Origin of the sequence: Micromonospora sp. WMMA1998, from assembly GCF_027497375.1 — a bacterium.
In the GTDB taxonomy this organism is placed as follows: Bacteria; Actinomycetota; Actinomycetes; order Mycobacteriales; family Micromonosporaceae; genus Micromonospora; species Micromonospora sediminicola.
Genome location: NZ_CP114911.1, coordinates 3,694,408 through 3,714,383, shown reverse-complemented (window position 1 = coordinate 3,714,383; position 19,976 = coordinate 3,694,408). Strand labels below are relative to the sequence as shown.

Below are 19,976 nucleotides of genomic sequence, written 5' to 3'. Positions count from 1 at the left end.
GGCTGGTTTCCGGCACGACGGGCCCGCGTACCCTCTGGTCATGATCGTTCCTCGGGTGGCCGTCGGCACCGACGTGCACGCGTTCGAGGCCGGGCGGCCCTGCTGGGTGGCGGGCCTGCACTGGCCGGACCAGGACGGCCTGGCCGGTCACTCGGACGCCGACGTGGCGGCGCACGCCGCCTGCAACGCGTTGCTCTCCGCGGCCGGCCTCGGCGACCTGGGCGCGAACTTCGGGGTGGACCAGCCGGAGTGGGCCGGCGCGTCCGGGGTGGCGCTGCTGGCCGAGAGCGCCCGCCGGGTGCGTGCCGCGGGCTTCCGGATCGGCAACGTCTCGGTCCAGGTGATCGGCAACCGGCCCAAGATCGGCCCGCGCCGGGACGAGGCGCAGCGGGTGCTCTCCGAGGCGGCCGGCGCGCCGGTGACGGTGTCCGCGGCGACCACGGACGGCCTCGGCTTCACCGGCCGCGGTGAGGGCCTGACCGGCATCGCGGTGGCCCTGGTCTACGAGGCGCCGGCGGACTGACCCGCTCCGCGCGGCGGGGTGACGGCGGTTACGCTCGCCGGGATGCCGAGTGACGCCGCCTCCGACCAGTCCGCCGCCGACGGCTACCTGCAGCGTGCCCACCTTCTCGCCGAGCTGGGTCGCTACGACGAGGGGATCGACGAGCTCACCGCGTTGATCGCGGCGCAGCCCGCGCATCTGGAGGCGCTGACCATGCTGGCCCGGATGCAGCTCGCCGCCGACCGTCCCGCGGAGGCGCTCGCCGCGTCCGAGGCGGCGTCGGCGACCGCACCGGGCACCGTGCCGGCGCTGGTGGTACGCGGTCTCGCGCTGCTCGACCTGGAGCGCTGGAAGGCCGCCGCGGCCGCCGCGGACGAGATCCTCGCGCTCGGTCCGACCGACGCGTACGCGCAGCGCGGCGCCGCCGCGATCCTGTCCGCCTCGCGGAACGGGCAGGCGGCGCTCGACGCGGCCTGGCGGGGTGTCGAACTGGCGCCGGACGAGCCGGAGGCGCACCTGGTGCTCGGCCTGGTCGCGGTGCGGCTCGAACTGTTCGACCTGGCCGAGCGGGCCTACCGGGAGGCGTTGCGGCTGGACCCGGAACTGGCCGGGGCGCGGCAGGACACCGGCGTGGCCCGGCTGGAGCGGCGCCGCTACGCCGAGACGCTGGAGGACCTGACCGAGGTGGTCGACCTGACCCCGGCGCGGGTCGATCCGGCCCGCATCACGGACTCCGGGCTGCGCCGGCTGGTGCTGTCCGCCGCCGGCTGGTCGCTGGGCGCCGCCGTGCTGGTGGCGGTGCTGGCCCCGGCCGCCCCGGGCGCGTCCCGTCTGCTCGCGGTGCTGGCCACGGTCGGTGCCGGGTTGCTGTTCTGGCGGCCCGCGTCCCGGCTGCCCGGGCTGCGCGACGCGATGGCGCGCGGCCTGGCCCCGGCGATCTACGCGGCGGTCGCCGCGCCGCTGCTGCTGGCGGTGTACGCGCTGGTCGGCGGCCCGTGGCCGCTGGTGGGGGCGGTCACCGCAAGCGTCCTCGCGGGTTTCACGGTGCTCGCCCGCCGCTGATCCGGGCCGCTATTCCCGTTCCCCGGGGTGAGGAAGGGAACGTGTCGACCGGGGTGGCCCGGGGGTAGGAGAACCGGAGCGACAGGCTGTGTCGCGGGCCGGGCGTGTCCCGGCGCGGAAGGAAACCACCGGCTGCAGGAAGCGGGAATCCGTGTTCACCGTCAATGCCTACGCGGCGACGTCCGCGACCGAACCGCTCGTCCCGACCACCATCGAGCGGCGGGACCTCGGACCGGACGACGTCGCGATCGACATCAAGTTCTCCGGCATCTGCCACTCCGACATCCACACCGCGCGCAGCGAGTGGGGCCCGACCACCTACCCGATCGTGGTCGGTCACGAGATCGCCGGCGTGGTGCGGGAGGTCGGCTCCGCGGTGACGAAGTTCGCCGTCGGTGACCGGGTCGGCGTCGGCTGCATGGTCGACTCCTGCCGGGAGTGCGACAACTGCCGCAAGGGCCTGGAGCAGTACTGCCTCAAGGGCAACATCGGCACGTACGGCGGGGTGGGCCGGGACGGCCAGCCGACCCAGGGCGGCTACGCGCAGGCCATCGTGGTCACCGAGGACTTCGTGCTGCGCATCCCCGACGGCATCGAGCTGGACGCCGCCGCGCCGCTGCTCTGCGCCGGCATCACCACCTACTCGCCGCTGCGGCACTGGAACGCCGGGCCGGGCCGGCGGGTGGCCGTGATCGGCATGGGCGGTCTGGGCCACATGGCCGTCAAGCTGGCCCACGCCATGGGCGCCGAGGTGACCGTGCTGTCCCAGTCGCTGAAGAAGCGGGAGGACGGGCTGCGGCTCGGCGCCGACCACTACTACGCCACCTCGGACGAGGCGACGTTCACCGACCTGGCCGGCTCGTTCGACCTGATCGTCAACACGGTCAGCGCGACCATCGACCTGGACGCGTACCTGGGCCTGCTGGCCGTGGACGGGACGCTGGTCAACGTGGGCGCGCCGGAGGACCCGCTGTCGGTGCGCGCGTTCTCGCTGATCCCGGCCCGGCGGTCGTTCGCCGGCTCGATGATCGGTGGCATCGCCGAGACCCAGGAGATGCTCGACTTCTGCGCCGAGCACGGGCTGGGCGCAGAGATCGAGGTGATCCCGGCCGACAAGATCAACGAGGCGTACGAGCGGGTGCTCGGGTCCGACGTGCGCTACCGGTTCGTCATCGACGCCTCGACGTTCTGAAGACTCCGTGCGAAGGGGCCGCGTCCGTGCCGGGCGCGGCCCCTTCGGCGTACGTCAGGGCTTGCGCGCCCAGGTCCAGGCGTAGCCGTCGTCCTCGCAGGCGGTCGCCGCGTCGCAGAGGTCCAGCGGGCGGAACGTGTCCACCATGACCGCCAGCTCGTCGAAGAAGTCCGCCCCGATCGACCGCTCGGCGGCGCCCGGCTGGGGGCCGTGGGTGAAGCCGGACGGGTGCAGCGAGATCGAGCCCTGCTCGATCCCGGAGCCGCGCCGGGCCTCGTAGTTGCCGCCGGTGTAGAACAGCATCTCGTCGGAGTCGACGTTGTGGTGGTTGTACGGCACCGGGATGGCGGCCGGGTGGTAGTCCACCTTGCGCGGCACGAACGAGCAGATCACGAAGTTCGGGCCCTGGAACGTCTGGTGCACCGGCGGCGGCTGGTGGATCCGCCCGGTGATCGGCTCGAAGTCGTGGATGGAGAACGCCCACGGGTACAGGTGCCCGTCCCAGCCGACCACGTCGAACGGGTGGTTGGCATAAACATGACGCGTCCAGGCTGTGCCGCTGCCACCCGGGCCTGCGGCCCGAGACCGGTGCCGGACCAGCACCTCCACCTCCTCGCCGTCGACCAGCAGCGGGGTGTCCGGTCCCCGGACGTCACGCTCGCAGTAGGGCGAGTGCTCCAGGAACTGCCCGCGGACGGAGAGGTAGCGCTTGGGCGGGCCGATGTGGCCGGACGCCTCCACCGCGAGCAGCCGGGTCGGCTCGTCTCCGGTCGGCACCAGGCGGTGGATGGTCGAGGTGGGGATGACGACGTAGTCGCCGGCCACCGCGTCGAGCACGCCGAACGGTGACTCCACCCGCAGCGAGCCGGACTCCAGGTAGAGGCAGTGGTCGCCGGTGGCGTCGCGGAACAGCGGTGAGGGTCGGTCGGCCAGCACGTACGCGATCCGGACGTCGTCGTTGGCGAGCAGGTACTGCCGGCCGAGCACCGGGTCCGCGCCGGCGCCGTCGAGTTTGTGCGTGCGCAGGTGGCGCGGCTTGAGCGGCAGGTTCGGCACCCGGGTGACGGTGGGCGGGGCGAACTCCTCGGCGGCGAGGATCGCGGTCGGCGCGTGCCGGTGGTAGAGCAGCGACGAGTCGGAGGAGAAGCCCTCCTGGCCGACCAGTTCCTCCGCGTAGAGCGTGCCGTCGGGCTGCCGGAACTGGGTGTGGCGCTTGCGGGGCACCTCGCCGACGCTGCGGTAGTACGGCATCTCGCCTCCCGTTATGTCCCGTTCTCCGGCCGGTGGCGTCCGATAATCGGACGCGGTTGTCCGTTCCTCGTAGCGTCCCGTACATTCTTGTCTCGTGTCAACGCAGGTGCCCCGCCTCCTCGCCGGCCTGGTCGACGACGCCGCGGTCTTCCCGCCCGGCAACGCCGCGCTGCCCGACGCGGTCACCGCGCACCGCCGGCACCGCGCGGCCTGGTACGCCGACCTGGTCGGCCCGCTGCTGTTGCCCGCCTCCGACCTCCAGGCCGGTGCGTTGACCGGCCTGGTCGACCCGGCCGAGGGCCTCGTCATCGGCCTGATCGGCGACACCGGCCTCGACGGGCTGCCCGCCGCGCTGTCGGCCCTGGCGCCGAACGGCGTGACCGCCCGGCAGGTCGAGGCGCCGGTGGCCAAGCGCGGTGAGGACCCCGCCCCCGGCGTGGCCGAGCTGGTCGCGCTCGCCGGCCGGCTCGACGGCGTCTCCGTGTACGCGGAGATCCCGCTGACGCTCGGCCTGATGGACGCGCTGGACGCGCTCGCCCGGGCCCGGGCCGACGGGCTCCCGGTGGCGGCCAAGTTCCGCACCGGCGGGCTGGCCGCCGAGTTGTTCCCGACGCCGGTCGAGCTGGCCGCGGTGATCTGCGCCTGCCGCGACCGCGAGCTGCCGTTCAAGCTCACCGCCGGGCTGCACCACGCGATCCGGCACCGTGACCCGGAGACCGGCTTCACCCACCATGGCTTCGTCAACGTGCTGGCCGCCGCGCTGGCGGCGGTCGAGGGCGCCCAGGTGGACGCCGTCGCCGAGCTGTTGGCCGCCACCGACCCGCTGCGCGTGGTCGAGTCGGCCCGGGCCCGCCGCGAGTCCGCGCGACCGCTCTGGGTCGGCTACGGCTCGTGCAGCATCTCCGAACCATTGACCGATCTGATCCGGCTGGGGCTGGTGAACGGGGGATTCGAGGCATGAGCGAACGCACCGAGCGGAGCGAGGGCCGTGAGGGCATGCCCGGCCGGCTCGGCATGAGCGAACGCACCGAGCGGAGCGAGGGCCGTGAGGCCATGCCCGGCCAGCGCGACGTGAGTTGGGTTTCGGGTGCGACGGGTTCGCCGTACGGGGTGACCAACCTGCCGTACGGGGTGTTCCGGCACGGCGACCGCGAGCCGCGGATCGGCGTCCGCATCGGCGACTTCGTGCTCGACCTGGCCGGCGCGGAGTCGGCCGGGCTGGTGCTGGCCGGCGGGGCGCTCGGCCGACCCACGCTGAACGCCTTTCTGGCGCTCGGCCGCCCGCAGTGGACCGCCGTCCGGCAGCGGGTCGTCGAGCTGCTCACCGACCCGGCGCACCGTCCGGCGGCGGAGCCGCTGCTGGTGCCGCTGCGCGAGGTCGAGCTGCTGCTGCCGTTCGAGGTCGCGGACTACGTCGACTTCTATTCCTCCGAGCACCACGCCGGCAACGTCGGGCAGATCTTCCGGCCCGGCCAGCCGCCGCTGCTGCCGAACTGGAAGCACGTGCCGATCGGCTACCACGGCCGGGCCGGCACGGTGGTCGTCTCCGGCACCCCGGTGGTTCGCCCCACCGGGCAGCGGGCCAGCGCGCAGGGCCCCACCACGGGCGCGTCGGTGCGCCTGGACATCGAGGCCGAGGTGGGTTTCGTGGTCGGCGTGCCGAGCCGGCTCGGCGAGCGGGTGCCGGCGGCCGACTTCGCCGACCACGTGTTCGGCGTGGTGCTGGTCAACGACTGGTCCGCACGGGACATCCAGGCCTGGGAATACCAGCCGCTTGGCCCGTTCCTGGGCAAGTCGTTCGCCACCTCGGTCTCCGGCTGGATCACCCCGCTGGAGGCGCTCGCCGACGCGTTCGTGCCCGCGCCCGACCAGGACCCGCCGGTGCAGGACTACCTGCGGGACACCCCGCACCTCGGGCTGGACCTGACCCTGTCGGTGGAGTGGAACGGCGAGCGGGTCGCCGAGCCGCCGTTCGCCACCATGTACTGGACCCCGGCCCAGCAACTCGCCCACCTCACCGTGAACGGCGCCTCGCTGCGCACCGGCGATCTCTACGCCTCCGGAACCGTCTCCGGCCCCGAGCGCGCTCAGGTCGGCTCGTTCCTGGAGCTGACCTGGGGCGGGTCCGAGCCGGTCAAGCTCGCCGACGGCAGCGAGCGGACGTTCCTGGAGGACGGCGACACGGTGACGATCACCGCCACCGCGCCCGGCCCGGACGGCACCACCATCGCGCTGGGCGAGGTCACCGGGACGGTCCTCCCCGCCCGCTGAACCACCTGTCGGCGGACGGCCTCGATCGCACATCGGGTGCGATCGAGGCCGTTTCCTTCTGCGTTGATCGACTCGGATCGCGTACGCCCCGGGCGGCCACTCCGGGGCGCGCCCGAGTCGGAAGAAGCCGAACAGGAAGGACCGAGCATGACCGAGCTGACCGGAGCCGTCTGGCGCACCAGCAGCCGCTCCAACGATCAGGGCCTCTGTGTCGAGGTGGCGACCAACGTGGTCACCGCGCACGGCGTGGTGGGCGTACGCGACTCGAAGGACCCGGACGGTCCGGCGCTCGCGGTCAGCCCGCCGGGCTGGACGGCGTTCGTCACCGCACTGCGGGGCGGAACGCTCCGCGGCTGACCGCTCGTCGGATGCCCCGGTGCCCCGCTCGGGGCACCGGTGGTGGAAATGTCACCGCAAGGCTCCCGGTTTCCGGTGACGGCCCGTACCGTGGACGACACGGGAGGTGCCATGTCGACGGTGACGGTTTCCGCATTCATCGAAGCGCAGGACGACGACCTGTGGCGCCTGCTCACCGACCTCCCGGCCCGCGCCGACTGGCTCTCGGCGGTGGGCGCGGTCGAGGTCCTCGGCGCCGGCGGCTTCGCGCCCGGCACCCTCTGGCGGGAGACCCGCCTGCGGCCGGACGGCGGCACCGAGCCGGAGGAATACGAGGTGGTCGAGGCGCTGGCGCCGGCCCGCCTGGTGCTCGACTCCCGCGGCGCGGGCGTCGACTACCGGATCACCTGGACGCTGCGCACGGTCGAGCGGCGGCGGCGCGGGTGCACCGAGGTCACGGTCGTGCAGGAGGCGGTGCCGACCCGGCCGTACGGGCGGGTGCTGGCCCTGATCCTCGGCGGCCTGGCCGCCCGCGCGGTGGAGGGCGCGCTCCGGCGTGACCTGGCCGACCTGGCGCTGGCCGCCGGCCCCGCCCGTTCCGCCGAAGCCGCCTGAGCCGACCCGACCGCTCGCCGCACCCCGGCCCGGACCCGGCCGGTAGGGTGCCGGGGCGGAGGTGGCGGATGGCGAAGGCCGCGAGGCGGCGGATCCTGACGACGCTGCTGGCGGTGCTGGCCGTCGCGGCGACGGTCGCCGTGGTCGTCCGGGTGCTGGCGCCCGCCGAGGTCGAGACCGTCGCCCGGGACCCGTACCCGGCAGCGCCCGCGCCGACCGCCGGGGTGATCGCGCGGCTGCCGGTGGCGCCGCTGGTCGTGGACGGCCGGCTCCGGGTCTATGCCGGCGCCCGCCAGGTGTACGCGGACCAGCCGGTCACCGGGCGGCACCGGGTCACCCCGTTCTGGTCCTACCGCCGCTGGCCGGCGACGCTTGCCGGGGTGCTCGCCGAGGGCAACACGGTGGTCAGCCGCTGGTCCGACGGGACGCTGGTGGCGCTGGACGCGCGTACCGGCCGGGTGGTCTGGCGCGTGGACGGCCCGGAGCCGGGGTCGGTGCCGGAGCCGCGCCGCACCTACGCCGGCACGGTCTGGGACCCGGCCGGCCTGTACGTCGGACGGGCGGGGACCGGCCGAACCGTGCTGCTGGCAACGGGTCCGGGCGCGCTGGGCGGGTACGACCTCGCGGACGGCCGCCGGCTCTGGCGGGTCGACGTCGACCGGGACTGCCGGGGCGACGTGGGCACCACTGCCGGCGGCGAACTGGTGGGCGTGGACCGGTGCGAGGGACCGGCCGCGATCGAGCTGCGGGACGTCGCGACCGGCGTGGTGCGGACCCGGTGGCGGCCGCCGGACGCGCCCGGGCAGCTCGTGGTGACTCCGTTGGGCTGCCGGGTCGGGCTCTCCGGGTGCCGTGGCCTGCGGACCGCCGGGCCGGGCGGTGAGAACAGCCGGGGCTGGCTGGTGACCGGCCCGGGGGAGCCGGTCCCGGCGCCCGGCCTGGACGCCCCGGACGCGGCGCTGGACGGCGAGCGGGTGGTGGACACGTCCGGCGGGGTGGTGGTCGGGCGGTCGCCCCGCACCGGCGAGGAGCTGTGGCGTCGGGCGGACATCCACCCGGCCCGGGTGCTGGCCGTCGAGCCGGGGCGGGTGCACCTGCTGACCGACCGGCGGGAGCTGGTCACCGTGGATCCGATCACCGGCGCGACGCGGTCGACGTCCGTGCTGGACCTCGGGCGGGACGGGATCGCCTGGCGACCGGGCCGGGCGTACGCGGTGGACGGTTACGTCGCGGTGGAGCGGCTGCGGGAGCGGGCCCGCCCGGAGGACGACGACCAGGGTTACTTCCTGATGGCGGAGCCGGTGCTGCTCGCCGCCACGTGACCGGATCCGCCCAACAAAACGGACAAAAGCCACTATAGTTCTCTCATCCGATGGTCGTCGGACGAGACGTCCGGGGCCGGTCCGTAGGGGGTTGACGGACCGGCCCCGGACGCGCTCCGGTCAGGCCAGCGCGGCCTCGGCGGCGGCCAGGAACGCGTCGTTCTCGGCCGGGGTGCCGATGGTGACCCGCACCCCGTCGCCCGGGAACGGCCGGACGATCACGCCGCGCGCCTCGCACGCCTTCCCGAACGCCACCGCGCGCTCGCCCAGCGGCAACCAGACGAAGTTGGCCTGGCTCTCCGGCACGTCCGGGACGAACTTGCGCAGCGCCTCGGTGACCCGGTCCCGCTCGGCCACCACCAGCGCGCAGCGCCGCTCGACCTCGTCGGCCTGCGCCAGCGCGGCCAGCGCGCCGGCCTGGGCGGCCATGCTGGTGGAGAACGGCGTCACCACCTTGCGCACGGCGGCGGCCACGGACGGCGCGGCGACCAGCCAGCCGATCCGCAGCCCGGCCAGACCCCACGCCTTGGACAGCGTGCGCAGCACCGCCACGTTCGGCCGGTCCAGGTAGGTCAGGCCGTCCGGCACCTCCGGGTCGGTGACGAACTCCCGGTACGCCTCGTCGATCACCACCAGCACGTCGTCCGGCACCGCGTCGAGGAAGCGGTCCAGCTCGGCCCGGCGCACCGCGGTACCGGTGGGGTTGTTCGGGTTGCAGACCAGGACCATCCGGGTCCGGTCGGTCACCGCCGCCGCCATCGCGTCGAGGTCGTGCCCGTGTCCGGCGTCGTTCGGCACCCGCACGCTGGTCGCGCCGCTGGTCGCCGCGATGATCGGGTACGCCTCGAAGGAGCGCCACGAGTAGAGCAGCTCGTCACCGGGCAGGCAGGTCGCCCGCACCAGGTGCTCGGCCAGCGCCACCGAACCGCAGCCGGTGGCGATCCGGTCGGCGTCCACGCCGTACCGCTCGGCGAGCGCCTGGCGCAGCGCCACCACGCCCATGTCCGGGTAGCGGTGCGAACCGGCGACCGCCTCGGCGACCGCCTCCACCACGCCGGGTAGCGGGCCGTACGGAACCTCGTTGCTGGCCAGCTTGATCGCCTCGGGCAGGCCCAGCTCCCGGGCCAGGTCGGCCGGGCTACGGCCGGGCACGTAGTTGGGCAGCGCGTCCAGGTCGGCGCGGGTGAGCCGCAGCGGAGGCTGGTGACGTCCGGTGTCGGTCATGGGGTGTCTCCCGGGGGGTCGGCGCGGTCGCGCGGGGCGGTACGGGGGTCGGTCCGGTCGCGGGGGAGCTGGACCACCACGGTCTGCGCCCGCTTGTCGTGCAGCGCCTGACGCAGCGGCTGGTCGAACAGCGGCGAGACCGCGTCGACGAACTGGAGCAGCAGGCCCAGCCCGCAGCAGTACCAGAGCAGCGTGGGCAGGCCCATCGTGCTCCAGCGCCGGGTGGCCCGGCCGAAGCCGAGCGGCTGGTCCGCCTCGATCGGCACCGCGCGTACGCCCATCAGCCGCTTGCCGAAGGTCTGCCCGCGCGCCGCCATCGACGGCACCTCGTACGCGTACCAGAGCGCGGTGGCGATCAGCAGGATGGCGATCTGCAACCCGCCGGCCTGCTGGTCGATCTGCGGCAGCCCCTCGGTGGAGGTGTCCCCGTTCAGGGCCCGGCGCATCGACTCGCGCAGGTAGGGCGAGACCGCCTCGAAGTAGCGCCAGACGAACCAGCCGTTGACCACGGCGTTGAGCAGGAACACCACGCCGAGGTCGATCAGGCGGGCGACCAGTCGCGAGCCGTACGAGGCGAGCGGCAACCCGTGCGGACGCGGCGCCGGCGGACGGCCCGGCCAGTGCGGGTACGGCCAGCCCGGCGGCGGCCCCTGCGGCCCCGGCCCCGGCCCCGCCTGGCCCGGTTGCCCGGGCTGCCCCGGCCACGGCCCGGTCGGGCCCGACGGTCCGGGGGCGGCGGTCGGCGGGAGCGGGTACGGCCCGGCCGGCGGCTGGCCCGCACCCGGCCCGGAGACCGGCGGGACGGCCACGCCACCGGCCGCGCCCGAGGTCGGCCGGGCGGCGGTGGCGTCGATGCCCGCCGGGGTCGGCTCGGGCTCGGCGGGCGGTGGGCCGTCGGGTGGGGTGACGTCGACCGGGATCGGCGCGCCGATCCAGCCCTCACCGTCCCACCACCGGCGGGTCTCCGGATCGGCCGGGTCGACGTGCCAGCCAGGTTCCACACTCACAGCTGTGCCCTCGGGTGCGCGCTCACGGCGCTCGCCTTGGTTCCCGACTGCGGGGCTCGCAGGCCCGGCTCACTCCTCGCGCTCACGGTGCAACCTTAACGACGACCGTGCCGGCCGCCTTGTCGTGCAGGCACTGCTGCCAGGGCTTGTCCCAGAGCTGCCAGAAGCCGTCCAGGTAGTTGAGGAACGGCACGAGCGAACCGGCGACGAACTCGACGAGGTAGCGCCGGCCGAGCATGCCCCGGGTCAGCGGGGCATCGGGTTGTGCCGGGACGATCCGCAGTTTCATCACCTTCTTGCCGAGCGTCTGGCCGGTCCGGCGGGCGTACTCGACGTGGTAGAGCCAGTAGAAGACCAGCAGGAGCAGGAACAGCACCAGTTCGGCCAGGAGCAGCGGCAGGAAGACGTCGTCGAAGATCACCGACGGGTCGGGCTCGGTCACGGTGCCGTCCGGGGCGACCGTCGACATCCGGTCGATCAACCGGACGAACAGCCAGATGAGGACCGGCGCGAACAGCACCATCAGCACCGCCGACGCGAGGGCCGTGTCGATCAACCAGGCCACCAGCCGTTCCCCGAAGCCGGCCAGCGGTTGGCCGTTCGGAGCGACGGCCGGCGGCACGAACCCGGCGTGCGGGGCGTACCCCGGGGGCGGGTAGCCGGCGGCGTACGCCGGCGGGGTGTGCTGCGCGGGCACCGCGGGGGCGGTGGGCGGCGCGAAGCCGCCGCCCGCGGGCGGGGGCCCGGCGGGCGGCGGCGTCGTGTTCGGGGGAGGCTGCGTCACGCGGACAGTGTCACAGATTGCCGCGCTTCTCCTGCTCCCGCTCGATCGCCTCGAACAGGGCCTTGAAGTTGCCCTTGCCGAAGCCGAGGGAGCCGTGCCGCTCGATCAGCTCGAAGAAGACCGTGGGGCGGTCCTGCACCGGCTTGGTGAAGATCTGGAGCAGGTAGCCGTCCTCGTCCCGGTCCACCAGGATCTTGCGGGACTGGAGCTCCTCGATCGGCACCCGGACGTTGCCGATGCGCGCGCGCAGCTCCGGGTCCTCGTAGTAGGAGTCCGGGGTGTCCAGGAACTCGACGCCGGCCGCCCGCATGGCGTCCACGCTGGCCAGGATGTCGTTGGTGGCCACGGCGACGTGCTGGGCGCCCGGGCCCTGGTAGAACTCCAGGTACTCGTCGATCTGCGACTTCTTGCGGGCCACGGCCGGCTCGTTGAGCGGGAACTTCACCTTGCGGGTGCCGCTCGCCACCACCTTGCTCATCAGCGCCGAGTAGTCGGTGGCGATGTCGTCGCCGACGAACTCGGCCATGTTGGTGAAGCCCATGACGCGCTTGTAGAACTCGACCCACTCGTCCATCCGGCCCAGCTCCACGTTGCCGACCACGTGGTCGACGGCCTGGAAGAAGCGCTTCGGCTGGAGGCCGGCGTCGATCATCGGCTGCCGGTCCACGATCGGGCCGCGGGCGACGAAGCCGGGCAGGAACACCCCGGTGTAGCGGGACCGGTCGACCAGCGTGTGCCGGGTGTCCCCGTACGCGCCGATGGACGCCATCCGGACGGTGCCGTGCTCGTCGCTGACGTCGTGCGGCTCGACCAGACCGGTCGCGCCCTGCGCGGTGGCGTGCGCGTACGCGGCGTCCACGTCCGGCACCTCCAGCGCGATGTCGGAGATGCCGTCGCTGTGCTTGGCCACGTGCGCCTCGCCGTCGGCGCCGGGGCGGACCACGCCGGTCAGCACGAACCGGGCCGAGCCGCTGGTCAGCACGTACTGGGCGTGGTCCCGGTAGCCCTGCTCCGGGCCGCGGTAGGCGACGCAGGTCATGCCGTAGGCGGTGGAGTAGTAGTGCGCCGCCTGCTTGGCGTTGCCGACCAGGAAGTGCAGGTGGTCGAGGCCCTTGACCGGGAACGGGTCCCGGCTGATGTCGTGGTCGACGGCGCCGACGAGAACGTCGGCGTCGACGTCCTCGGTCGACTGGGGTCGGTCGATCGCCTGGGTCATGGTGGCCTCCCTCGCGTACCGGCCGGCCTCGTGGGCCGCCGTGGATGTGCTCTTCCGGCGAGGATCTACGGCCGACCGCGGGGTGGGCAATAGTTGACGATTTTCCTGGTCAGGTTGCGCATTCGGTACGGTTGGTCGCCATGAACACTGGTCAGGATGTACAGCTCGACGAGTTGGACGCCCGCTTGATCGAACTGCTCGCCGAGGAGCCCCGGATCGGGGTGCTAGAGTGCTCGCGGCGGCTCGGCGTGGCCCGGGGCACGGTCCAGGCACGGCTGGATAAGCTCGTCGGTCGCGGGGTGGTGGGCGGGTTCGGGCCGGAGATCTCCCCGGCCGCGATCGGCTTCGGGGTGACCAGCTTCGTCACCCTGGAGATCAGCCAGCGGCACGGCCACGACCAGGTCACCGCGCACCTGGCCGCCATCCCGGAGGTGCTGGAGGCGCACACCATCACCGGCTCCAGCGACCTGCTCTGCCGGATCGTGGCCCGGTCGAACACCGACCTCCAGCGGGTCATCGACCAGATCGTCGCCTCGGAGGGGATCCGGCGCGCCTCCACCATCATCGCGTTGGCCGAGCAGATCCCCTACCGCACGCTCCCCCTCGTCCGCTCCGCCGCCCGGGGAGAAGGAAGGGCCCCCGCTTAACGCCTCCGGTAGAGGAGGGGCCCCCTCTTAACATCCGAACCCGGGCAAGAAGCGGCGCGACACGCCCCGCGCGCGGCCCGGGGGAGCGGTGATCGTCGCTACCGTGTGCGGTGTGAAGGGCCTAGGCGTACGCGGCTGGTTGCTGCTCGGGCTCGTCACCGTGGTCGTGCTCGCCGCCACCGGGGTCTGGAACCCGTTCCCCGGCCTCTGGGACTGGGTCGACCGGAGCAAGCCGATCTCCGAGCCCGACGTGGTCTGGCAGCAGCGCGTCGGCGGCACCCCGCGCAGCGTCACCATCGCCGGCGACACCGTGATCGTGGAGCAGCGCACCCGGATCGAGGCGCGCACCCTCGCCGACGGCAGCCAGCTCTGGGAACGCAAGGCCGACTGGTCGGCGGTGGCGGGCAGCGGCCGGGAGTCCGTCGTCGCGGTGGGCAAGCTGCTGGACAAGGGGTACGAGGTGCTCGACCCGGTGACCGGCGTGACCCGCCGCCGGGACGAGCGGGCCATCGCCGTCTGGACCTACCGGAACCTGCTGCTGGACGCGTACTGCGTGCAGGCCACCGACTGCACGCTGCGGGCCTGGGAGCCGCGCGGGACGACTCCGCTGTGGAGCGCGTTCCTGCCCGGCGTGCACAGCGGCGTGCTCGCCGACAACCCCGAACTGCTCGGCACCCGGCGACTGGGCGCGACCCGGATCGACGGCGGGGTGGCCGGGCCGGAGTCGGTCCCGCCGCTGCTGGGCTTCCCGGTCGACGGTCGGGTGCACGTGGTCGACACCGCCACCGGCCGGGTGCTGCAGAACGTCCAGCCCGGGCGGGAGGAGCGGCTGGCGGTGGTCGGCGGGCGCCTGCTCCGGATCGCGGCGACCTCCCGGGACGGCAGCTGCTACTTCGTGGTCACCGCCGTCGACCCGGCCACCGGGCAGCAGGTGTGGCGGCGGACCGGGATCAACCTGCGCACCGCCGACTACGCCGGCTGCGTGCAGCGGGAGGATCCGCAGGGCGCCCGCAACGTGCTCATCGGCGTCGCCCCGGACGGTCGGGAGGCGGTCCTCGACGGCTACGACGGCCGGTTGCTCCAGGTCGGCGCCGAGGGCGAGAAGCTGCTCGCGGTCGACGACCGGTACGCGGTGGTGCGCAGCGCCGACAAGGACTCGCTGCTCGGCCGGGAGCTGTCCGCCGACCGGACCCGGTGGACCCGGCCGTCCGGCGGCAAGAGCGGCGCGGCGCTCACCCCGTACGCGGCGGTGATCAGCGAGGAGAAGCCGTCCCGGCTGGTCGCGGTCGAGCCGCGTGGGGGTCGGGTGCTGGCCGAGCTGCGCACGTCGGCGAACGCGCTGGCGGTCGGCCCGAACGGCATGATCATCGGTGAGGGGCGGGAGATCGGGTACGTGCGCTGGGGCGCCGGGTCCCCCGGAGCACCGCCGCCGAACGAGGACGCCGTGCCGGCGCCCGACCCGGGTGACACCTGGCGTCCGCCGACTGACCAGGGCAGCTGCGGTCCGAAGCGGGAACTCTGCGCCGACGGCAAGTGACGCCGGGTGAGAGCGCCGTCCCACGACCGACCTGCGGGTGTCACCGATCGACGGCTCTGCCCTAGGCTTTTCGGTCATGAGCAGTGCCGCCGCCTTCTCGTACGCACCCCTGCTGCCGACCGGTCCCGACCAGACGGAGTACCGCCTGGTCACCGACGAGGGCGTGGACGTCGTCAACGGCCCGGGGGGCCGCCGGTTCCTCACCGTGGAGCCGACCGCGCTGACCGCGCTGACCGCCGAGGCGATGCACGACATCGCCCACTTCCTGCGCCCGGCGCACCTGGCCCAGCTCCGGTCGATCATCGACGACCCGGCGGCCTCGCCGAACGACCGGTTCGTCGCGCTGGACCTGCTGCGCAACGCCAACATCGCCGCCGGCGGCGTGCTGCCGATGTGCCAGGACACCGGCACCGCGATCGTGATGGGCAAGCGCGGCCGGCACGTGCTCACCGACGGCGCCGACGCGGAGGCGATCTCGCGCGGCGTCTACCAGGCCTACACCCGGCTCAACCTGCGCTACTCCCAGCTCGCGCCGCTGACCATGTGGGACGAGCGGAACACCGGCAGCAACCTGCCCGCCCAGGTGGAGCTCTACGCCGAGGACCCGGACGGCCACCCGGACGCCTACAAGTTCCTGTTCATGGCCAAGGGCGGGGGTTCGGCCAACAAGTCCTACCTCTACCAGGAGACGAAGGCGCTGCTGAACCCGACGCGGATGATGCAGTTCCTGGAGGAGAAGCTGCGGCTGATCGGCACCGCCGCCTGCCCGCCCTACCACCTGGCGATCGTCATCGGCGGCACCTCCGCGGAATACGCGTTGAAGACCGCCAAGTACGCCTCCGCGAAATACCTGGACGCGCTGCCGACGCAGGGCTCGATGAGCGCCCACGGCTTCCGTGACCTGGAGCTGGAGGCCGAGGTGCTGGAGCTGACCCGCAACTTCGGGATCGGCGCGCAGTTCGGCGGGCGCTACTTCTGCCACGACGTGCGGGTGGTCCGGCTGCCCCGGCACGGCGCCTCCTGCCCGGTGGCGATCGCGGTCTCCTGCTCGGCCGACCGACAGGCGGTCGCCAAGATCACCCCGTCGGGTGTCTGGCTGGAGCGGCTGGAGACCGACCCGGCGCGGTTCCTCCCCGATGTCACCGACGAGACGCTGGAGACCGAGGAGGTCGTCCGCGTCGACCTGAACCGGCCGATGGACTCCATCCGCGCCGAGCTGTCGAAATACCCGGTGAAGACCCGCCTCTCGCTGACCGGCCCGCTGGTGGTCGCCCGGGACATCGCCCACGCCAAGATCGCCGAGCGGTTGGACGCCGGTGAGCCGATGCCGCAATATCTGCGCGACCACGCGGTCTACTACGCCGGCCCGGCCAAGACGCCCGAGGGCTACGCGTCCGGTTCGTTCGGCCCGACCACGGCCGGCCGGATGGACGCCTACGTGGAGAAGTTCCAGGCCGCCGGCGGTTCGATGGTGATGCTGGCCAAGGGCAACCGGTCCGGCCAGGTCACCCGCTCCTGCGCGGCGCACGGCGGCTTCTACCTCGGCTCGATCGGCGGACCGGCGGCCCGCCTCGCCCAGGACTGCATCAAGCACGTCGAGGTGCTCGAATATCCCGAGCTGGGCATGGAGGCGGTCTGGAAGATCGAGGTGGAGGACTTCCCCGCGTTCATCGTCGTCGACGACAAGGGCAACGACTTCTTCGCTGAGGTCACCAAGCCAGTGCTCACGGTCGGCCGGCGCTGACCCGCTGACGGCGCGAGGGGCGCCCGGGAATCCTCCCGGGCGCCCCTCCGCGTGTCCGCTGTGCACCGACATCGGTGCGCCCGCCCGGCTGGACGGCCGGACGGGCGCACCGCCCCCGTCGGATGTCGTCACCGACAACCCGGGACGAGTCTGGTCGCCGCCGCTGTCGATCCGCTATCACATCGCTATCGCCTCGACAGGGCGTTCCGTGACCGTCGGGCTACGCTGCTGGAAGTTGCACTCACGGGGGCGGGTGGTGGCACAGATGCGCTTCGGGATCCTGGGACCCCTGCGGGTCGGCGGTGGTGAAGCCACCGTCACCGCGGGTCGGGACCGGATCGTGCTCGCCATGCTGCTGCTGCGCGCCGGGCGGGTGGTGTCGACCGAGGAACTGGTCGACGCGGTCTGGGAGGAGCGTCCGCCGGCCACCGCGCGGGCCCAGCTCCAGATCTGCGTGTCCCGACTGCGGCAGCGGTTCGCGCTGCTCGGGCTGCCCGCCGAGACCATCGTCACCGACCCGGCCGGCTACGGCATCCGGGTCGAGCCGGACGACCTCGACGCCGAGGTCTTCGCCCGCGGGGTGGAGACGGCCCGCGCGGCGGCGGCCGGCGGCCGGGTGGTGGACGCGCGGCGGCACTACCGGGCGGCCCTGGCGCTCTGGCGGGGCCCGGCGCTGGCGGGGGTTCCGGCCCGGAGCGTCCGTCGGCGGGCCCAGACGCTCGACGAACAGCGGCTCGCGGTGCTGGAGGAGTGCGTCGACGTGGAGCTGCGGCTGCGGCGGGCGGCCGACCTGGTCGACGAGCTGACCGAGAACGTCGAACGCCACCCGTTGCGCGAGCGGCTGCGCGGGCAGCTGATGCTGGCCCTGTCCGCCCTCGGACGCCAGGCGGACGCCCTCGCCGTCTACCGGGAGGGCCGGCGGATCTACGCCGACGAGCTGGGCATCGAACCCGGTGCGGCGTTGCAGGAGCTGCACCAGCGGGTGCTCGCAGGCGACCTGGCGCTGGGCGGGTCGGAGACGCGCGCCGCCACGCCGGTGCGGGCGCTGCCCCGGGCCATCAGCGACTTCACCGGCCGGCAGCAGACCGTGGCCCGGCTGGTCAAGGAGATCGACCAGGACGGGGTGCGGGTCCACCTGGTCGACGGCATGGCGGGCAGCGGCAAGACCACGCTCGCCGTCCAGGTGGCGACCGCGCTGGGCGAGCGCTTCCCGGACGCGCAGCTCTTCGTCGACCTGCACGGGCACAGCGAACGCAGCCCGTTGAGCACGGCCGCCGCGGTGGCCACCCTGCTCCGGCAGCTCGGTGTGCCGGCCGAACGCGTACCGGTGGATCTGGCGGACCGGCTGGCCATGTGGCGCTCCGAGCTGGCCGGACGGCGGGCCGTCGTGGTGCTCGACAACGCGGCGGACGCCGCCCAGGTCGTACCGTTGCTGCCCAACGGCCCGGACTGCCTGGTGCTGATCACCAGCCGTCGGCGGCTGATCGGCCTGGACGGCGGTCGGCCGTCCTCGTTGCCGGTGCTCGACGCCGACGAGGCGGTCGAACTGCTCGCCCGGGTGGCCGGCGCGGAGCGGGTCTGGGCGGAGCCCGACGCCGCCGCGGAGGTGGCCCGTCGCTGCGGTCATCTCCCGCTCGCGCTGCGACTGGCCGGCGCCCGGCTCGCGCACCGGCCGCGGTGGCGGGTGGCCGACCTGGCCGAGCGGCTGGCGACCGCGGCGGATCCGCTGGCCGAGCTGACCGCCGGGGAGCGTTCGGTGGCCCGGGCCTTCGCCCTGTCGTACGAGCAGGTGGCACCGGACGCGCAGCGTGTCTTCCGCCTGATCGGGCTGCACCCGGGCGCCCGGGTCGACAACCGGGTGGCGGCGGCGCTCGCCGACCTGTCGCTGCCGGAGGCGCAGGACGCGCTCGACGACCTGGTCGACGCGCACCTCGTCGAGGAGGTGGAGCCGGGCCGCTACGGGCTGCACGACCTGATCCGGGAGTACGGGCGCACGCTCGGCGCGGACCGGGAGACCGCGACGGAGCGGCGGGCGGCGCTGGAACGGCTCCTCGAATACCACCTTCAGGTCGCTCTCGCCATCGCCCGCGTGATGGAGCTGCCCGGCAACGGTCACCTGTTCGACCTGCCCGAGCCGGCCCGGCCGGACCTCGTGGCCACCGCCGCCCCCCTCGGCCGGCCCTGGTTCGACGAGAACGGGGCCGCCCTGCTCGCCCTGATCCGGCTGGCGGAGGTCGAAGGATTTCCGCGGTACTGCTGGCAGCTCGCCCGCGCCTGCTGGAAGGCGCACTTCGACGGGGGTCACCTCGACGAGCTGGTCGAGGCGCACACGATCGGCCTGCGCGCCGCCCGGTCCCTCCAGGACGACGAGGCCGTGGCGATGACGCTCAACTATCTCGCCTCGGCGCACTTCCGTCGGGCCCGCTTCGCCGAGGCCGTGCGGCTCACCGAGGCGTCCGTCGAGGTCTACCGGGGGCTCGGCCGGCGTCACGCGCTCCGCAACTCACTGAACAACCTGGGCACCGCCTACTCCCACAACGGCGACCACCGGCGGGCGATCGAGACGTACGCGGCCGCCACGCAGCTCGCGCGGGAGCTGGACGAGGCCGCGGCGCTGGCGAACGTGCTCAACAACACGGCGCTGTCGTTGCTGTTGTGGGGGCGGTACGACGAGGCGCTGGAGGTGTCCCGCCGGCATCTCGTGCTGGCCCGGGAGACCGGTGACTTCCGGCAGCTCAGTCAGGCCGTGGGGCACGTCGCGATGGCCCGGCACCGGCTGGGTCACCTGGGCCCGGCCCGGCGGCTGCTCCACGTCGCGTTGCGCCTCAAGCGCCGGGCCGCCAACCGCTACGGCGAGGGTGAGGTGCTCAACGAGATCGGCGTGCTGGAACGCGAGGCCGGCTTCCCGGACCGGGCGGCCGGCCGGCACCGGGCCGCGCTCGCCGCGATGACCGACGCCGGGGACCTGGTCGGGCAGTGCGCCTCCCGGAACCTGCTCGCCCGGGCGATCCTCGACCAGGGCGACGTCAGCAGCGCGTCGGACCTGCACCGCCGGGTGCTCACCGACGCCACCCGGCTCGGCGCGCGCTACGAGCAGGCCCGGGCGCTGGACGGCATGGCCCGGTGCCTGCGGTACACCGACTCCGACCAGGCACGGCGGTACGCCAACCGGGCGGTGGCGGTGTTCCGTCAGATCGAGTCGCCGGACCGGTGGGCACCGAGGAGTTGCTGGCCGAGCTGGGTTGAGCGCCCCCCGCTTTCCCTGC

Annotated in this window: 16 protein-coding genes and 1 pseudogene; 12 read left to right on the top strand and 5 right to left on the bottom strand. The window is 73.8% G+C overall.

What is annotated here, in order from left to right; genetic code table 11:
• The first annotated feature begins 40 nt into the window (after positions 1-40).
• The 3 genes from ispF to O7600_RS16740 all read left to right on the top strand — a co-directional run bounded on the left by ispF (position 41) and on the right by O7600_RS16740 (position 2,756).
• Positions 41-523 (top strand): 2-C-methyl-D-erythritol 2,4-cyclodiphosphate synthase, encoded by a 483-nt coding sequence (gene ispF, locus O7600_RS16750; RefSeq protein WP_281588472.1) that lies wholly within the window; start codon positions 41-43, stop codon positions 521-523.
• Between the two features lie 42 nt (positions 524-565).
• Positions 566-1,564, top strand: coding sequence for a tetratricopeptide repeat protein (locus O7600_RS16745; RefSeq protein ID WP_281588470.1), 999 nt, complete (start codon positions 566-568; stop codon positions 1,562-1,564).
• A gap of 151 nt (positions 1,565-1,715) precedes the next feature.
• Positions 1,716-2,756, top strand: a complete 1,041-nt coding sequence (locus tag O7600_RS16740) for an NAD(P)-dependent alcohol dehydrogenase (RefSeq protein ID WP_281588468.1) — start codon at positions 1,716-1,718, stop codon at positions 2,754-2,756.
• A gap of 54 nt (positions 2,757-2,810) precedes the next feature.
• On the opposite strand, the gene O7600_RS16735 is transcribed toward O7600_RS16740, so the two are convergent.
• Positions 2,811-4,007 (bottom strand): homogentisate 1,2-dioxygenase domain-containing protein, encoded by a 1,197-nt coding sequence (locus O7600_RS16735; RefSeq protein ID WP_281588466.1) that lies wholly within the window; start codon positions 4,005-4,007, stop codon positions 2,811-2,813.
• A 94-nt stretch (positions 4,008-4,101) separates the two neighbouring features.
• Between O7600_RS16735 and O7600_RS16730 the strand changes: the two genes are divergently transcribed.
• The 5 genes from O7600_RS16730 to O7600_RS16710 all read left to right on the top strand — a co-directional run bounded on the left by O7600_RS16730 (position 4,102) and on the right by O7600_RS16710 (position 8,551).
• Positions 4,102-4,968: a hypothetical protein gene (locus O7600_RS16730; RefSeq protein ID WP_281588464.1), complete on the top strand. Its 867-nt coding sequence runs from the start codon at positions 4,102-4,104 to the stop codon at positions 4,966-4,968.
• Between the two features lie 110 nt (positions 4,969-5,078).
• Entirely contained in the window at positions 5,079-6,278 is a 1,200-nt protein-coding gene (gene fahA, locus O7600_RS16725) for a fumarylacetoacetase (RefSeq protein ID WP_281594178.1), read from the top strand.
• Between the two features lie 147 nt (positions 6,279-6,425).
• Positions 6,426-6,635, top strand: a complete 210-nt coding sequence (locus O7600_RS16720; RefSeq protein WP_091568746.1) for a DUF397 domain-containing protein — start codon at positions 6,426-6,428, stop codon at positions 6,633-6,635.
• Positions 6,636-6,746: 111 nt separating this feature from the next.
• Positions 6,747-7,229 carry an SRPBCC family protein gene (locus O7600_RS16715; protein WP_281588461.1) on the top strand — a complete coding sequence of 161 codons (483 nt, stop codon included), beginning with the start codon at positions 6,747-6,749 and terminating at the stop codon, positions 7,227-7,229.
• Between the two features lie 68 nt (positions 7,230-7,297).
• A complete protein-coding gene (locus O7600_RS16710; RefSeq protein ID WP_281588459.1) occupies positions 7,298-8,551 on the top strand; it encodes a PQQ-binding-like beta-propeller repeat protein in 1,254 nt (417 codons plus the stop codon).
• A gap of 120 nt (positions 8,552-8,671) precedes the next feature.
• Here the strand turns inward: O7600_RS16710 and hisC are convergent, their stop codons facing one another.
• The 4 genes from hisC to hppD form a co-directional block, all read right to left on the bottom strand.
• On the bottom strand, positions 8,672-9,775 hold the full coding sequence (hisC, locus tag O7600_RS16705) for a histidinol-phosphate transaminase (protein WP_281588457.1): 1,104 nt from the start codon (positions 9,773-9,775) through the stop codon (positions 8,672-8,674).
• Complete coding sequence (locus O7600_RS16700; RefSeq protein ID WP_281588455.1) at positions 9,772-10,782, bottom strand: RDD family protein; 1,011 nt, start codon at positions 10,780-10,782, stop codon at positions 9,772-9,774. Before O7600_RS16700 ends, hisC begins: the two co-directional genes overlap by 4 nt.
• A gap of 82 nt (positions 10,783-10,864) precedes the next feature.
• Positions 10,865-11,566, bottom strand: a complete 702-nt coding sequence (locus O7600_RS16695; protein WP_281588453.1) for an RDD family protein — start codon at positions 11,564-11,566, stop codon at positions 10,865-10,867.
• 10 nt (positions 11,567-11,576) lie between these two features.
• The gene (gene hppD / locus O7600_RS16690; protein ID WP_098747629.1) at positions 11,577-12,782 is read right to left on the bottom strand and encodes a 4-hydroxyphenylpyruvate dioxygenase; all 1,206 of its coding nucleotides are present in this window, start codon (positions 12,780-12,782) and stop codon (positions 11,577-11,579) included.
• Positions 12,783-12,922: 140 nt separating this feature from the next.
• Here hppD and O7600_RS16685 point away from each other — a divergent pair, with 140 nt between their 5' ends.
• From O7600_RS16685 to O7600_RS16670, 4 genes and pseudogenes are all read left to right on the top strand, one after another.
• Complete coding sequence (locus tag O7600_RS16685; RefSeq protein ID WP_181570690.1) at positions 12,923-13,429, top strand: Lrp/AsnC ligand binding domain-containing protein; 507 nt, start codon at positions 12,923-12,925, stop codon at positions 13,427-13,429.
• A gap of 103 nt (positions 13,430-13,532) precedes the next feature.
• Positions 13,533-14,966: a PQQ-binding-like beta-propeller repeat protein gene (locus O7600_RS16680; RefSeq protein WP_281588448.1), complete on the top strand. Its 1,434-nt coding sequence runs from the start codon at positions 13,533-13,535 to the stop codon at positions 14,964-14,966.
• 76 nt (positions 14,967-15,042) lie between these two features.
• On the top strand, positions 15,043-16,710 hold the full coding sequence (locus O7600_RS16675; protein ID WP_281588446.1) for a fumarate hydratase: 1,668 nt from the start codon (positions 15,043-15,045) through the stop codon (positions 16,708-16,710).
• 265 nt (positions 16,711-16,975) lie between these two features.
• Positions 16,976-19,956 (top strand): annotated as a pseudogene (locus O7600_RS16670) (BTAD domain-containing putative transcriptional regulator).
• Positions 19,957-19,976: the final 20 nt, after the last annotated feature.